The sequence below is a fragment of the Dellaglioa sp. CoH-55-MRSF-8 genome, assembly GCF_056782195.1.
In genome coordinates this window covers 12,402-27,928 of the sequence record NZ_JBXAYH010000001.1, presented here as the reverse complement: position 1 = coordinate 27,928, position 15,527 = coordinate 12,402, and the positions used below count along the sequence as shown (strand labels likewise).

At 33.0% G+C, this 15,527-nt stretch carries 15 protein-coding genes and 1 pseudogene; 12 read left to right on the top strand and 4 right to left on the bottom strand.

Translation table 11 applies throughout. The features are described 5' to 3' along the window. Positions 1-29: 29 nt before the first annotated feature. On the bottom strand, positions 30-1,040 hold the full coding sequence (locus tag AC1RPW_RS00130) for a YeiH family protein (protein WP_481761114.1): 1,011 nt from the start codon (positions 1,038-1,040) through the stop codon (positions 30-32). Positions 1,041-1,124: 84 nt separating this feature from the next. Between AC1RPW_RS00130 and AC1RPW_RS00125 the strand changes: the two genes are divergently transcribed. The 6 genes and pseudogenes from AC1RPW_RS00125 to AC1RPW_RS00100 all read left to right on the top strand — a co-directional run bounded on the left by AC1RPW_RS00125 (position 1,125) and on the right by AC1RPW_RS00100 (position 5,750). After that, positions 1,125-1,964 carry a LysR substrate-binding domain-containing protein gene (locus AC1RPW_RS00125; RefSeq protein ID WP_481761115.1) on the top strand — a complete coding sequence of 280 codons (840 nt, stop codon included), beginning with the start codon at positions 1,125-1,127 and terminating at the stop codon, positions 1,962-1,964. Between the two features lie 105 nt (positions 1,965-2,069). Next, positions 2,070-3,032: pseudogene (locus AC1RPW_RS00120) on the top strand (ring-cleaving dioxygenase). A 2-nt stretch (positions 3,033-3,034) separates the two neighbouring features. Beyond that, positions 3,035-3,667 carry an alpha/beta hydrolase gene (locus tag AC1RPW_RS00115; RefSeq protein ID WP_481761116.1) on the top strand — a complete coding sequence of 211 codons (633 nt, stop codon included), beginning with the start codon at positions 3,035-3,037 and terminating at the stop codon, positions 3,665-3,667. 6 nt (positions 3,668-3,673) lie between these two features. Next, entirely contained in the window at positions 3,674-4,291 is a 618-nt protein-coding gene (locus AC1RPW_RS00110; protein WP_481761117.1) for a flavin reductase family protein, read from the top strand. 151 nt (positions 4,292-4,442) lie between these two features. Further along, on the top strand, positions 4,443-5,522 hold the full coding sequence (locus AC1RPW_RS00105; RefSeq protein WP_481761118.1) for a lactate oxidase: 1,080 nt from the start codon (positions 4,443-4,445) through the stop codon (positions 5,520-5,522). A gap of 24 nt (positions 5,523-5,546) precedes the next feature. Further along, complete coding sequence (locus AC1RPW_RS00100; protein WP_481761119.1) at positions 5,547-5,750, top strand: hypothetical protein; 204 nt, start codon at positions 5,547-5,549, stop codon at positions 5,748-5,750. Between the two features lie 340 nt (positions 5,751-6,090). On the opposite strand, the gene AC1RPW_RS00095 is transcribed toward AC1RPW_RS00100, so the two are convergent. Beyond that, complete coding sequence (locus AC1RPW_RS00095; RefSeq protein ID WP_481761120.1) at positions 6,091-6,567, bottom strand: nucleoside 2-deoxyribosyltransferase; 477 nt, start codon at positions 6,565-6,567, stop codon at positions 6,091-6,093. 332 nt (positions 6,568-6,899) lie between these two features. Here AC1RPW_RS00095 and AC1RPW_RS00090 point away from each other — a divergent pair, with 332 nt between their 5' ends. The 4 genes from AC1RPW_RS00090 (at position 6,900) to AC1RPW_RS00075 (ending at position 11,127) form a co-directional block, all read left to right on the top strand. Further along, a complete protein-coding gene (locus AC1RPW_RS00090; RefSeq protein ID WP_481761121.1) occupies positions 6,900-7,928 on the top strand; it encodes a galactose-1-epimerase in 1,029 nt (342 codons plus the stop codon). A gap of 132 nt (positions 7,929-8,060) precedes the next feature. Continuing rightward, positions 8,061-8,690: an SDR family oxidoreductase gene (locus AC1RPW_RS00085; protein ID WP_481761122.1), complete on the top strand. Its 630-nt coding sequence runs from the start codon at positions 8,061-8,063 to the stop codon at positions 8,688-8,690. 741 nt (positions 8,691-9,431) lie between these two features. Then, positions 9,432-10,007, top strand: a complete 576-nt coding sequence (locus AC1RPW_RS00080; RefSeq protein WP_481761123.1) for a WxL domain-containing protein — start codon at positions 9,432-9,434, stop codon at positions 10,005-10,007. A 67-nt stretch (positions 10,008-10,074) separates the two neighbouring features. Then, on the top strand, positions 10,075-11,127 hold the full coding sequence (locus AC1RPW_RS00075; protein ID WP_481761124.1) for a WxLIP family cell surface protein: 1,053 nt from the start codon (positions 10,075-10,077) through the stop codon (positions 11,125-11,127). A gap of 66 nt (positions 11,128-11,193) precedes the next feature. Here AC1RPW_RS00075 and AC1RPW_RS00070 read toward each other — a convergent pair whose 3' ends face one another. Both AC1RPW_RS00070 and AC1RPW_RS00065 read right to left on the bottom strand, forming a co-directional pair. Then, the gene (locus AC1RPW_RS00070) at positions 11,194-13,467 is read right to left on the bottom strand and encodes a hypothetical protein (RefSeq protein WP_481761125.1); all 2,274 of its coding nucleotides are present in this window, start codon (positions 13,465-13,467) and stop codon (positions 11,194-11,196) included. Positions 13,468-13,593: 126 nt separating this feature from the next. Continuing rightward, positions 13,594-13,815 carry a hypothetical protein gene (locus AC1RPW_RS00065; protein ID WP_481761126.1) on the bottom strand — a complete coding sequence of 74 codons (222 nt, stop codon included), beginning with the start codon at positions 13,813-13,815 and terminating at the stop codon, positions 13,594-13,596. A gap of 274 nt (positions 13,816-14,089) precedes the next feature. Between AC1RPW_RS00065 and efp the strand changes: the two genes are divergently transcribed. After that, complete coding sequence (gene efp, locus AC1RPW_RS00060; RefSeq protein ID WP_409021902.1) at positions 14,090-14,653, top strand: elongation factor P; 564 nt, start codon at positions 14,090-14,092, stop codon at positions 14,651-14,653. A gap of 61 nt (positions 14,654-14,714) precedes the next feature. Further along, entirely contained in the window at positions 14,715-15,524 is an 810-nt protein-coding gene (yidA, locus tag AC1RPW_RS00055; RefSeq protein WP_481761127.1) for a sugar-phosphatase, read from the top strand. Positions 15,525-15,527 lie beyond the last annotated feature (3 nt).

The window sequence follows — 15,527 nt, the reverse complement described above, 5'->3', positions numbered from 1 at the left end:
TATTATGGCCAGGTCATATGATTATTTTTTTAAAATAAAATTGTAATTAAACCGATTGCTAATACTACTTGAACAAGCATAATACCACCAGCATAAAGTAATAAACGCTTGCCTTGACTAAATAGTGATTTTAAATTTAACCGAAGGCCAATAGCAGCTAAGGCGATTATTTCACACCATGTACTTAGAAAATGTGCAGTTTCACCAATTCGTGAAGGTAAAAAATGTAAACTATTAAGGACACAAAGTGTTAAAAATCCAATAACATACCAAGGAACTAAAGTTGATTTTTTTGTTGTTACTTGTGACGCTTTTTGGGTAGGTTGATTCTTGCTGTGTAAATAGCTAAAAATAGTAATAACAAATACTAAACAAATAATTCTTAATATTTTGAACAATGTAGCAGTTACGATGACATCCTGATTTAGCATAGTTGCACTTGCAACTACTTGCCCAACAGATTGCACAGTTCCACCAATTAAGACACCTCTGAAAACATTGTTACCACCCCAGAGGAGGGTTCCAATAATAGGTAATGTTAACATTAAAATGGTTCCCATTAGATTAACTAACGTAATTGAAATTCCAGTTTCTTCATTATCAGCATCAATAACTGGGGCAATTGCACCAATGGCTGATGAACCACAGACAGCATTTCCACCGGCCATTAATAAGTAAGTACCTTCACCAAAGGCTAATTTTTTACCTAGCCAAATTGCAAAAATAATTGTGATACTCATTTGAAGAAAAGTAAAAAGTAAGCCATTTAAACCAATTTCTTTAATACTTTGAAATGTGATAGTCGCACCTAACAAAAGAACTGAGTATTCTAATAAACGTTTCTCAGAAAATTTAGTTCCGGCCGTTAGTGTGGGTTGATGTAGAACAGTATTACCTAAAATGATTCCAATGAATAAAGCAATAGTTGCACCACCTAACATGGGCAACCAAAGTTTAGCAATAAAATAGCTGGCAAGCCCAATTAGTAAGGCAACGATAAATCCTGGTAGTAAGTTAGTTATTTTTTTCAATATGATCATCCTCTCTAAACAATACTTTAACTATAGCTGATTTCTTTTAATTAATAAAATAAATCTTTATAATAAGTACTATTAATAAAACGAATGGAAGTGGTTAATATTTTTAAAAATTTAGAAATTTTTAAATCAGTTTATGAAACAAGGAACTTTACTACTAGTGCGCAACTACTATTTTTATCACAACCAACGATTTCAGTTCAAATTAAGCAATTGGAAGAAACATTAGGTGTTATGTTATTTGAAAGAAATGGCCGACAACAAATTGTACCTACCGAGAGTGGAACGCTACTTTACCAGCAAACACAGCAATTACTAGATTTATGGCAGCAAGATTTATTTGCCTTAAAACATCAAAAAACTGATCAGAAAATTGCCTGTAAAATAGCTGCCTCACACACCACTGCAGCATACTTACTACCTGACCTGTTACGCAAAAATAAGGAATCTCTAAAACGATTAGAATTAGAAGTTAGCGTTCTTAATTCATCACAAATTATGGAACAATTAAAGCAACATAAGTTAGATTTTGGATTTATTGAAAAACCGTTGACTGAGAAGAATATTAAACGTTACTCGTTGACGACTGATCAATTAGTTTGGGCTGGTAATGAGGATGAGCCGTGGTTACTTAGAGAACATGGATCAGGTGTTTATCATTATTCAATTAACTACTTAAAAGCAAATAATTTAACGTTAGAGCACTTCATGACGATTAAAAGTAATTCATTAATTATTCAATTGCTCAGACAAGGTATAGGGCAATCAATTGTTTCACAGACTGCACTGACTGATTACCCAGAGATACCAGTCAAAGTACTATCAAAACAGTATCAGCGTGAATTCTACCTTGTTGGAAGAAACGAACTACCAAAGCCAATTCAAGAATTTGTAACTTGTTTAATAAATGAATCTTCTAAAGTATAGATTAAGGTTATCAGACTTAAGTATAAAATAATTAGGTTAAATAAATTGCTTACTTTTAGTAAGTGTGATAATTTAAGTTTATTAAATAAATTGGGGGTATCAATCATGAACACTAAATTATTAGGATTACATCATATTACAGCTATTACTTCAAGTTCACCAAAAATGTTTCATTTTATGACAGAAATATTAGGATTACATTTAATTAAAAAAACAGTAAATCAAGATGATGTTAGAACCTATCATCTATACTTTACGGATGATATGGGATCGGCAGGAACCGATATTACCTTTTTTGATTTTCCGGGTTTATTTCAAGGCACAAAAGGAAAAAATGGTATTTCGAGAATTGGATTTAGAGTTCCTAGCGATGATGCCCTAGATTTTTGGGCAGAACGATTTGACGATTATGATATTAAACATGATGAAATTGAAATGAATTTTGGCAGTAAAACAATGAATTTTTATGATTTTGATCATGAGCAATATCAATTAATTTCTGACGAACGTAATCATGGTGTGGAAGCTGGGACACCTTAATTATATAGTCCGGTTCCCAAGATGTTCGCAATTAATGGGTTAGGAACAACAATTATTACAGTGGATTATCCAGAACGTATGGATATTGTGTTAAGACAATTATTGGGATTTGATAAAATTGCCACAGAAAATCAACGTACATTATATGAATTGAACGATGGTGGACATGGCGCACAAATTATTATCGAAGAAGACCAAGATTTACCGAATGAGATTCAAGCATATGGAACAGTTCATCATATTGCTTTCAGGACAGAAGATGAAGAGTCATTAAACTATTGGATTGAACAAATACAAAGAGTTGGTATTCGTGATTCAGGTTTTGTTGACCGATTCTATTTTAAATCAGAGTATTTCCGTCCTGGTGAAGGTGTATTATTTGAAATTGCAACGGATGGTCCTGGATTCTTGCAAGATGAAACATATGAAGAAGCTGGTATTCACCTAGAGTTACCACCATTTTTAGAAGACCAACGTGCAGATATTGAAGCTCACTTAGTTAATTTCAATTCAGACAAGAAGTTATAGATATGGCAGAAGCAATTACATCTTATAAAGCTGGTAGGGTTGGCAATGCGACAATCTTAATGTTGCATGGAACTGGTGGAACGGAATCAGATTTACTATCAATTGCAGATTTTTTGGCTCCAGATAGTCCTAAAATTGGCATTCGTGGACGGTTAATAGAGAATGGTTTAACACGCTATTTTGCACATTTACCGGATGGTGATTTCGATTTAAATAGTTTATCTGTAGAGACAAATTGGTTAATGACTGTAATTAATGAGTTAGCTGTGAAGTACGCTTTTGATCCAGAAAAATTAATTGTCCTAGGTTATTCTAATGGGGCTAACGTTGCCTTCCATTCATTATTAACGGAACAGGCACTATTTAAAACAGCTGTTTTACTACATCCTATGGTGTTATCGGAAAATATTAAAGCGACTGTCGACTTAAGTGATATTAAAATTTGGGGTTCATATGGATTTTTAGATCCAATTGTTTCAAAATCAAATTTTGATGAACTAAAGAAGTTTTGTCGAGAATTTAATATTGAATTTACCAGTTTTGAGGCTGAACAATCACATCAAATTTCAGAATTAGAATTACGGAATGCTAAACAATGGTTAGATAAGACCAATAGATTAAAAATTGAGGAATAATATAAGATGATTTCATTTAATAGTAACGAATTATCGGCTAAAAATCAGTACAAATTAATGTCTGGTACATTAATTCCGAGACCCATAGCATGGGTTACTACTGTAAATGAGACGGGACTAATTAATTTAGCTCCGTTTAGTTTTTTTAGTGTTGTATCGGATACGTTGCCATTAATGTCGATATCAATTAATCGACGTAGAAATGGTGAAATGAAACACACCGCGGCTAATTTAGTTAGTTCGAAACAGGCTGTGGTCCAATTACCAACACGTGAATTAATGGAATTTGTTAATCAGAGCGCTGCTAGTTTTGGACTAGACGAGAGTGAAGTTTCCGAATTGAAATTAACAACGGTTCCTAGTAATAAGGTATTGGTGCCAGGGATTGATGGTGTTAAAGCGAGGTTTGAAGTTATATTGAACCAGTATGTTCCTATTATGGATGATGGTAAGATTATTACGGATTTATTTATTCTTGAAGTGGTTTGTTTTCACATAGAAGATGATGTTTTGGATAAAGAAAAAATGTATATTAATGCTAAAAAATTAGATCCAGTGGCGAGGCTGGCTGGACCAGAATACGCTAACTTAGGAGAGCAATATAAATTAATTCGACCAAAATAGTTAATATCAAATTAGTAATTCTTTGATTAGCCATTGTTGTATGGATTGAATAATTATATAGCCGTTATTGACATATAGTAAGTGTTATTGATGACAGTATTTATTATTAAGGGCTACACTACAAGTATAAATAGTATAGGGGGATACAATTATGGGATATCAAGCAAGTCAAGAAGAACATTCGATTGAAATCACCAATGTTCAATCATTAGAAAAATTAGTGGAAGCACGTATGGAAAAGGGTGCATTTGGGTATATTGCTGGTGGAGCTGAGGATGAATGGACGTTACGCGAAAATACAAGTGCATTTAATCATAAGCAAATTTCACCTCGAGTTTTACAAAATATCGAAAATCCGGATTTATCAACAACATTTATGGGTATTGATTTACAAATGCCAATGATAGCAGCTCCAGTTGCGGCACAGGGGCTAGCCCATGAACAAGGTGAAATTGATACTGCTAAGGGGATGGCCGCAGTTGGTTCAATTATGTCGCTTAGTACGTATTCAAATAAAACGATTTCAGAAACATATAATGGAGGAACTGGTGGACCTCAATTTTTCCAATTGTATATGAGTAAAGATGATAAATTTAATCATTTTTTATTAGATCAAGCCAAAGAAGTGGGGATGAAGGCTATCATATTAACAGCTGATTCAACACTAGGTGGTAATCGTGAAGCTGATAGTATTAATAAATTTATCTTCCCTCAACCAATGGCTAATTTAGCTGAATATGGTGAAGGTGAAGGACAAGGAATCGCAGCTATTTATGCTAATGCTAAACAAACATTGAGTTTAGCAGATATTAAGAGTATTTCTGATTATACTGACTTACCCGTTTTCGTTAAAGGTATTCAATCACCATTGGATGTTGATGCTATTATTGAAGCTGGAGCTAAAGGTATTTGGGTTTCAAATCATGGCGGTCGGCAACTAGATGGCGGACCTGCATCGTTTGATGTTCTTGAGTTAATTGCTAAGAAGGTCAATAAACGAGTGCCAATTGTCTTTGATAGTGGCGTTCGTCGTGGTTCACATATATTTAAAGCGCTTGCTAGTGGGGCGGATGTCGTTGCCATTGGCCGTCCAATGGTTTATGGGCTTCATTTGGGTGGTGCGAAAGGCGTTCAATCAGTCTTTGAACATTTAGCTAAGGAATTAACAATTGATATGCAATTAGCTGGAACAAAAACGGTTGATGATATAAAAAAAACGGAACTTATTTAAAGAAAACAATAAGGGGATACAATTATGCTAGTTATTAATTACATTCATGGAGAAGAATTACAAGCAACTTACAAAACAGCTGCTGCTTTTGTTGCGATGATGGAATTAGAAGTACCCGAATTTGAAGATTATTATGAAATTACTAAAGTGACAGAAGCTGGTAAAGAAATCGAATTATCGGATAAAACAATGGGCGGTTTATTTAACTTATTATTAGCACGAGGATAATTTTTATTGATGAAAACGGTTCATTGTTAACTATTGTTAAATAGTAACAATGATGTTAGGCATTTAAATAGTATTTAAGATACTAAAGTATGACCCAATTATATTTCTATTGGGTCATACTTTTTAATTTATAAGAAATACGTTTGTTATTGAACTAGCAAACATAATAAGTCGTTAGTTAATAAGTTCTTTCATATTATTAACTGTTTGGTGCTTCAATTTGTGAGAGAAAAAAATACAGTACTAGAAATATAAAAATAATATCTGTTACTGTATTTAAATCCGATTTAAAAGATTTATAGCATAGAGTATTTTTGTTTCACGTGAAACATTGGATCAATTAAAAAATTGATAAATCAACATACTTATTTTGTAAAACCTTAAAATCGTAGGTTGCTAAATTTTGGATATCTTCTAAACCATCAAACATTGCTGTATAACTTCCAGCAAGCATTAGATTTAAGGGAATACCTTTATTTTGGCGAACTAAAATAACAGGTTTGCGATTGGCATGAGCATAACCACATTCCCAAACAGTACCTGAGTCAGCTTCATCATTGTTTTCTTCCAATTGATAATCAAGAACTGCAACAACGATATCTGCTTGATCAATTTGGCGAATATCATTTTGGAAGGTAGCTGTTTGCCATTCAAATGTGCCGAAGTCCGCATCTGGATATTGAACGTTTCCTGGAAGATGAATTGCATCTGCGTTAATTGTTGGATTTTTACTTAGGAGATCGGCTACCAAATCTAATCGTTCTTTTTGTTCTGGAGTGAAAAAGGGTCCTGCAAGATAAACGCGTTTTTTTGTCATTGTAAACTCCTTTTATATTAATAATGTAAGTATACTAATAATTAAAAAATAAATCAATTAATAATTCGGCTATTAATCTTTTAATGATAAATAAACATAATATTCCATAAACATGATAACAAAAAACGAACTATACATTTGTATTTATTATAGTTATTCGCTTATAATGACGTTACATTTTAGAGAAATAACAGAAATAAAGGTTGGTTATGTCATTTTCAGTAAAATAAAGGTAATTATTCAATAAAAAAGTAAACGCTTTCTTGAATATCTAATTAAAATGGACTAGTATTAATAAGAATGGACAAATACAGTAAGCGGAGGAGATAAATATGCAAGTTAAAACAAAGGATTTTGGAAATGACTATGATTTAATAACGATTATAAATGATAATGGGTTTGAATTATCACTCACAGATTTAGGGGCTAGAATTGTTAGCCTCAAGGTACCCACAAGTACTGGAAAACGAGAAATTGTTCTTGGATTTGATTCAGCAAATGAATACTTAGAAAAAGATAGTTTTATTGGCGCTTCAATTGGTCGTGTTGCTGGACGTATTAAAGATGGTAAATTCAACATTAATGATCAAAGCTACCAAGTGCAAATTAACGAAGGTACAAATACATTGCATGGTGGTACGCCAGGATTTGATACTAAAAAGTGGACGTATAAAATAAGTGAAAACGAAAATGAAATAGCTGTTATTTTTCATTTAGATAGCCCAGAAGGCGAACATGGTTTCCCTGGAAACATGGCAATTGATGTAAAATATCTATTAAATAATGATAACATTTGGCATCTTGAAACGACTGCTAAAACGGATAAAGATACACTATATAATCCAACAAATCATGTTTACTTTAATGTTATGGGTGACGTCACAGAAACAATAGATGACAATTTATTACAAGTAGATAGCGATAAGTTTGCACCATTAGAACCCGATTCAATTCCAACAGGTAAAAAGATGTCTGTTGATGGAACGCCTTACGATTTCCGTCAAGCTAAGACATTACATGACGTTTTCACAAGTGATTTTGCTCAAAAAAATCAAGTTAATGGTATCGATCATCCCTTTTTCTTGAATAATCCTGCAGTTGGTAAAGAATCAGCAAAATTAGTTAGTCCAGATAAAGAAGTTTCTGTCTCAGTTTCAACTGATGCAACAAGTTTAGTTATCTTCACGGCTAACTTTGGTGAAGTAACGCCAATTATGCATGGTAAAAAATTAGCTAATCATGCAGCAATTACATTTGAAACACAATCAGCACCTGGATCTGAACAATTCCCTGAATTTGGTGATATTGTTTTACGTGTAGGCGATACGTACAAAACAGTTACAGAATTTAAATTAAATTAATTAGTAATCAACTGAGACAGTCATGGTAAAAATAGTGACTGTCTTTTTGTCGTTAACTTACGAGTGTAAGTCATACCATTTTAGTCGAGAAAGATGTAGACTTTAGTCAGGATAAAACGAAGGAGTGTATAAATGATGACAGAAATAAAAAGAGTATTAGTTGTTGGATCGAATGGTCGAATTGGCCAAAAAGTAACAAGTAAATTAGCTGATAAAGGTTACCAAGTCTTGGCGGGTTCAAGACATACAGATAATTTAGATAAAGGTAATATTACTTATGTCTATGTTGATTTGTTAGAAGGTATAGATAAATTAGTCAAGAATATGCAGGCTGTTGATGCCATATTATTTGTTGCTGGTTCTGGCGGCAAAGACTTAATGAAGATTGATCTAGATGGGGCAGTTAAAACGATGGAAGCAGCTGAAATAGCTCATGTTAAGCGTTTTGTAATGTTGAGTTCCGTTTACTCTTTGGATAGAGAAAAAATTGAAGTTTCATCATTAAGAGATTATATGACTGCTAAGTTTTATGCTGATAATTGGCTAATGAAGAATACGCAATTAGAATATACAATTCTTCAGCCAGGCACCTTAGTAGATGAGCCAGGTACTGGTAAAGTAACATTAAATGATGGTCAAGCGGGCTCTAACTCACTTGAAAACGTGGCAGACGTCTTAGTTTCAGTTATCGCACATGATAATACAATCGGAAAAGTAATTACGATGCATGATGGGGATACAGATATCAAAGATGTCCTGTAAATAATTAGAAATTTCGACACAAAAAAAGAGGTTTACTCAGTTAGTTACTTAACGGAGTAAACCTTTTTTATTTAGAATTATTTAGTTGACTCATTTACGATACCGCTATCTTTAGTTGGTGAAATAGCCCAGAGTGAATCGTAATTATATTTCCCTGTCGTATCAAAAATTGAAGTTGTAAAATCTAAAGTTAGTTTTGCATAATAATAAGATTTGTTAATTACAGAACTTGTTGTACCATCACTAAGACTTGATGAGGGTAAATCGAAAATCGTCTTATTAGAAGAGCTGAAATCAATTTCATTAGAAGTTGTTGGCTTTTCTTAAAAAGTAAGCGTACCGCCATTTGAGCTTGTTTGAACTAGGATAATCGAATCTTTTTAATAAGCGGACTTAAAGTATAATTGATAGTAACACTTAAATTCTAGTTAACTTAAAAAAAGGTTATTAATGACTAAAGGCTCTACCTTTAATGGTTATAAAGTGGGGGTAGGTAGGAATCATTCTATTTAAAAATTGATTGTACACTTTCAGTAAATGGTTTGAAAAAATTAAACCTAAAAAAATACTTGTAAATAACATGTAAACGCTATATTAATTGGCGTATATGGACTTAATCATAGAGTTTCTTCTGATAATATTACAGTTGAATCTTATGTAAATTATATGGTACTATTAGGTAAAGGTCAACGTCCCCTTTTCAAGCATTGGCTTAATCAATAAATGGGAGGAATTTATATTATGAAAAAGAATTTATTTTTAATTGCAGCATTAGTACTTGGTTCAACAGCAGTTGTTGGCTCAAGTGTTTCAGCGGATTCAACAGATGGTAAAGGTACAGCTAGTTTAAACATTGAAGCAGGTACTTTTACTCAAACGGGTGCACCATCGTTCAGTTTCACAACAAAACTAAATGAAGCATTAGTTACGACTGGTACAGATATTACATCAACTGGCGCAAAAGATGCTTCTCAAGCTTTAGATGTAGCCGATTACGTAGGTACAGATAGTGGTTGGAATGTTACTGCACAATTAGGTGTGATGGCTGATGCTGAAGTTAAGGTTAGCTCATTAGATCTTGCATCTGCTACAGTTAAAACAGACTCAGATGCTACAGCATCTGCTGCTACTTTAACACCAGCTGGTGCTGCAGCTCCTGTCGCGACAGCTACAACAGGCGCTGGTGCTACAACATTGTCATATGCTGACAATAGTGCAACATTAAAACTTGGTAAAAATACTAAAATTGCAACAACTTCAGCTGATTTAACATGGACTGCAACTCAAGGAAATGCTAGTGCAGCAGCTTTTAACTAAGCTAATTAAAACGTAACAGAAAAAAGACCGCCTAAGGCAGTCTTTTTTTTTAAGGAGAATCGAAATAATGAAATTAAGAAAAATAGTTTTAAGCTTTTTAGCTATCGCGATAGTCACACTTATTACTGTATCGACCAATGTCTATGCAAAGTCTAATAGTGCCGGGTTTACGGTAGCCAAAGTAACGCCTGCTAATCAATATCGAGAGGCAGCACAATTTGATATTAAAATGAACCCTAACTCAACACAGACATTGGCATTGAAAATTAAGAACTTAGAAAACGATACTAAAACGATTGTTGTGAGCCCTAATAGTTCATATACAAATACGAATGGACTAATTGTCTATGATAAGACAAATGTAAAAAAGCCAGCGACTGCTAAGTATCAATTTTCAGAACTTGTCTCAAAAAAACAAGATGTTGTGGTTGGACCTAAAAAAACAGCAACAGTTACGTTTACAGTGAAAACACCCGCTACGTCATTTTCCGGTATTATTTTAGGTGGCTTTAACGTACAAGAAAAAGTTATTAAGGAAAAGAATAAAGGAAAAGGTATTTCAATTACTAATCGATTTGCGTACGTTGTTCAAGCAGTCATTAGAGAATCTGAAACGGTCGATAATCCTAATCCCAAAATGACAATTGGCGATTCTAAAGTGGTATTGAACGCATTTAATAAAGTTTCACTACAAACAAATATGCAAAATGATGTACCCATTGTGATTGGACCAACAACAATTAAAGCAACTATTACAGAAGATAGTAGTAGTACTGTTTTATATGACAAAACAATTAAGGACGTTGATTTTGCACCCAACGCTAAATTTAGCTATGCATTAGACTTAACTAAAGCCAAGTTAATCGCTGGTAAATATGATGTCCATTATACCGTTACCGGAAATAATAAATCTTGGAAAGCAACGAATTCATTTACAATTACTAAAGCCAATATTAAACAGATTAAATCAGATAATAAGGCAGCAGAGCCTCATATATCTTGGTTATTGTGGTTAATTATTGGTATTATTGCTTTATTAATTTTATTAGTTTTATTCTTACTTTTTATTATTTTAAAAAGAAGAAAAAAAGATAAGGAAGAATCACTAGAAAATAAGTAATCAAAATGAATGGTAATCAAAAAGACGTCTAATTTTTATTAGGCGTCTTTTTGTCGATTAGATTTCTTATTCTTTTGATGAATCTACAACGATACTTGGTGATGATAATGACCAAGTTGCGTTATCTTGAAATTTACCAGGATGAGTAATTTTTTTAGTTTTTAGACTTAATGATAATTGTGCAGAATAGTAGTTTTTACTAATAACTGATGTTGTATCAGAATCAAAAATAGTTGAGTTTAAACTTAAAAGAGTATCTTTAGATGTAATTGTTTTAATATCTGAGGCATTCCCATAAGTGATTGTGGAATTACCAAGCATACTCGTTTGCAATTTTTCAAACCAACCAAGTTGATCGGGAATAAAGAAAGGATCACTTAGATTATCTTTATCACTTGTGCTAACAACTAAATTCCAGTTAAGTCCAAAAGGATTATCGACAGTTAACAAACCAGTTGCAGTTACTGTAGGTGTTTTTTCAGAAGTTCCTGCTGTAAAATTACCAAAATCAAATACTTTTGGATAGGATACTAAAAGATCTCCTGCAACGTGTAAATTATATGAAATAGGCGTGTAATCCGGATTTAATTTTGCGAGATTTGCAGCAGAAATTGTATCATTCGTTTTACCGCTTAAGATATCATTAATTGTGTGATTACTATAACTGGAATAGGTACCCGAATCGTGAGTTGATGTGACTAAATATGAAATTCTATTCTTATGGAAAAGATGATAACCAATCAATTCATTGTCATCAATTAATTTAGAATATGTAGTCCCATCAGTATAAGCAGATTCGTCATATTTATATTTACTATGGTCCGTACTGTATTGTTTTGCAAGATCGTCCGCATCTTTTGCAGTGATTTCTAGTTTAGAATTTGTAAGTTCAGTTGTTCCATTTTCTGAATATTTTTCCCAAGGACCATTATTGAAACTGTACCATAAGTAATATTTTTCAGTTTTATCGGTTGTTGATTTCGTATCTATATTGACTGTAGTATCAAGTGATTTTTTAGTTGTTTGAACGGTATTTTCAGGTAATTCATCAGTGATATTGTTTAATGAATAGTGAAAATCGTAAGGGTCTATTTGTGGAATATAATGAGTCGTACCAGATCCAGTATCTGTAGAAGTATAACCCGGTAACGAAATAGACTTAATAGTAGGATGAGATGAGTTACTTGAATCAGGATCTTTTAAAAATTCTTGTATAGCGTCATCTCCAAAATCATCAGACGCATCAAAAATACTTTGATAGGCAAGGTCACTAGGAACGTTTAAATTACCAATAATATTTTGTCCAGTAACAATACTCCCATATAAGAGACCATCGCTACTTGAATCAACGTCGACATCAGCACTAGGTGCTAATACTGAACCATATAAAGGACTCTTCCAACTTCCGACAAAAATCTTACCATTTTCAGTATTAAAATTATTACTAATATGTGAAGACGTATTGTAGACAGATTTCACTTTTTTAGAGTTTTTATCAGTTGTATCGATTGCAACGGGTTCATCGGATAGAAGATTTTTAGCGGTGGTATCTGAACCATTACTATTTTGTCCGGAAAATAGCGTTCCATCACTATTACCAGCTAACTTGTAATCTATCGAAGATCCGTCAGATTTAGGTGGATACGCATTGAAAGTCATCCAGCTACCTTGATTGAAATTAAAACTGATACCAGCATCATTATTAGAAAAATGCTTATAATTTAACATGAAAAATGGCATTTTCATTGTGTTAATATCAAAATTGACTAAATTAATTTTGATACCAATAGCATCTTCAAATGAAGGAATAGAGCCATCAATATCTGCAAAGACAACGCCTTGATCTGTTGAAGCAGTATTCATATCAACGGTTAATTGAATAACCGTTTTACCAGGTGCATATTTTTCAGCATCAATTGATTTATCTGTATTTAAATCAACACGTTTGATAGCATTATTAGATTTAGTAGTAGAACCTGTTGCTTTAGAGTTTGAGAAATTTGTTGAAGTGAAACTAGCGTAATAATCACTGACATCAGTAATATTTTGAGTAGCATCAGCAAATGATGAAATATCATTGCTTGACATAACAGGAAAATCAGAAAGTTTATCAATAGTATCTTTTTTTGCATTAAATTGCTTGATAGCATCAGCGTAACCGGCATTACTTGAAGGTATGGACCAACCAGCAATGGCTTTTGCGATTTCATCATCAGGGGGAGAATTCTGTAGATAGTATGATAAATCTTTGACTTTATCATTAGATTTTGAAAAAACAAAGCTATTTTTATTACCATACCACTGAATCATATCAGCCCCGGTAATATTTTCTGAAATCATTGTAGGATTAACCTTTGCATAATCAGCATCAGTTAAATTAGCAGTTGAATCATGAGCATAATTTTGTAAGTATTTTATAGAAGAACCTCCGGCGGTACCTGAGGAAGTAAATGTTTTGGCAAAAAATTAACCTTGTAGGGAGTCAATATCATTAGAATTAAACGTGATTGTACCACCAGCGAAACCAGTGACATTCGTGGCAGCCCCCATTGGATAACCTACAGGAGGCGTGTATGATGTAGCAGCTTGTGTAGTATAAATTGGTAACGTTAAAAAGAACAAGCTGAAACAAAGGATGATAATCGATTGATAGGTAGTAGATGAGTTAATATATTTGTTTTTTAGCAAAATAAGACTTCCTTTCAAAATAATTAAAAAATTAACTATTTGATTATATATATATTATAGCCTTGCTAGTATAGGATGTGTAGAGATATTGTCGAAGTATTTGGACAAATATAGCTTATAATTTGGATATACGATTAATAATAAAGAAAATGCGCTATTTTTGACTTTTTATTTAATAAAATCCAGTGATGTTTGTAAGTGTCACTATAGATTAAGCCTTTTCAATTTGGTATACTCAATGAGAAACGTTTTATAAAAAGGGAGATAATAAATTATGATTGAAGCAATTAACTTAAAAGCCGGAATGACTTTTGAACAAGGCGGTAAATTAATTAAAGTTTTAGAAGCAAGTCATCATAAACCGGGTAAAGGTAACACAGTTATGCGTATGAAATTACGTGACGTTCGTACTGGATCAACTGTTGAAACAACAATGCGTCCAGAAGTTAAGGTTGAACAAGCTAATATTGAAACAAAACCAGTTCAATTCTTGTACAACCAGGATACAATGGCTATTTTTATGGATTTGGAAACATATGAACAATATGAAATTCCAAGAGAAATTATCGAACATGAAGCAAAATTCTTATTGGAAAATATGGAAGTTAAAATCCAATTTTACGGTACAGAAGTTATTGGCTTAACATTACCAACTGTTGTAACATTACGTGTTACTGAAACACAGCCTTCAATCAAAGGCGCTACAGCAACTGGTTCAGGTAAACCAGCAACAATGGAAACAGGACTTGTTGTTAATGTTCCTGATTTCATCGCAGCAGATGATGTTCTTGAAATTAATACACAAGAAGGTACATACCTTAAACGTGCACCTAAATAAGATTGAAAAGGTAGTCTCTTGAGACTGCCTTTTTTTAATCATTTAAAATGAGGAGATTACTATGGGAATTAAACTAGTTGCAATAGATATTGATGATACGTTACTAAATCCAGAGGGTAGATTAGCAAAAGAAACAATTGATGCCGTCAAAAAAGTGACACAAAAGGGAATTAAGGTTGTCCTTTGTACGGGACGACCTTTAGCTGGTGTGGTTGGATTTCTTGAACAATTAGGGATTAGTGGGGATGACCAATATGTCATTACCTACAACGGTGCAATTATTGAAACAGTAAGTGGAAAACGTCTAGCGCAACATACGTTAACCTTTGATGAGTATATAGCTGCAGATAAATTAAGTTATGAATTAAATGTTCATTATAATATTTTAGATGATGAGAGCCGAATTTATACATCTAATAAAGATGTTGGTCGTGTGACCGTTATTCAAGCAGCTGAAAATAATGAAGGATTATTTGTACGAAATCCAGAGGAAATGTCACGGGACTTAACCGTTTCTAAAATTATGTTTGTGGATGAACCTGAAGTTTTAGACGCACAGATGATTAATATTCAAAAAATATTTGATGATAGTTATTATGTTGTACGTAGTTTGCCAGAATTTTTAGAAGTTTTGAATAAAAAAGCTAATAAAGGAAATGCATTAACAGATTTAATTGCAGAACTGGGATTAAAAGAAGAAGAAGTTATGGCAATGGGAGATCAACATAATGATTTAACGATGTTTGCCGTAGCCGGAACGACTGTTGCGATGGGAAATGCCATTCCTGAATTAAAAGAAGCAGCAACTTATGTAACAGAATCGAACGTTAATCATGGTGTTGCGGTTGCATTAGAACGTTATGTAGGTTAAATA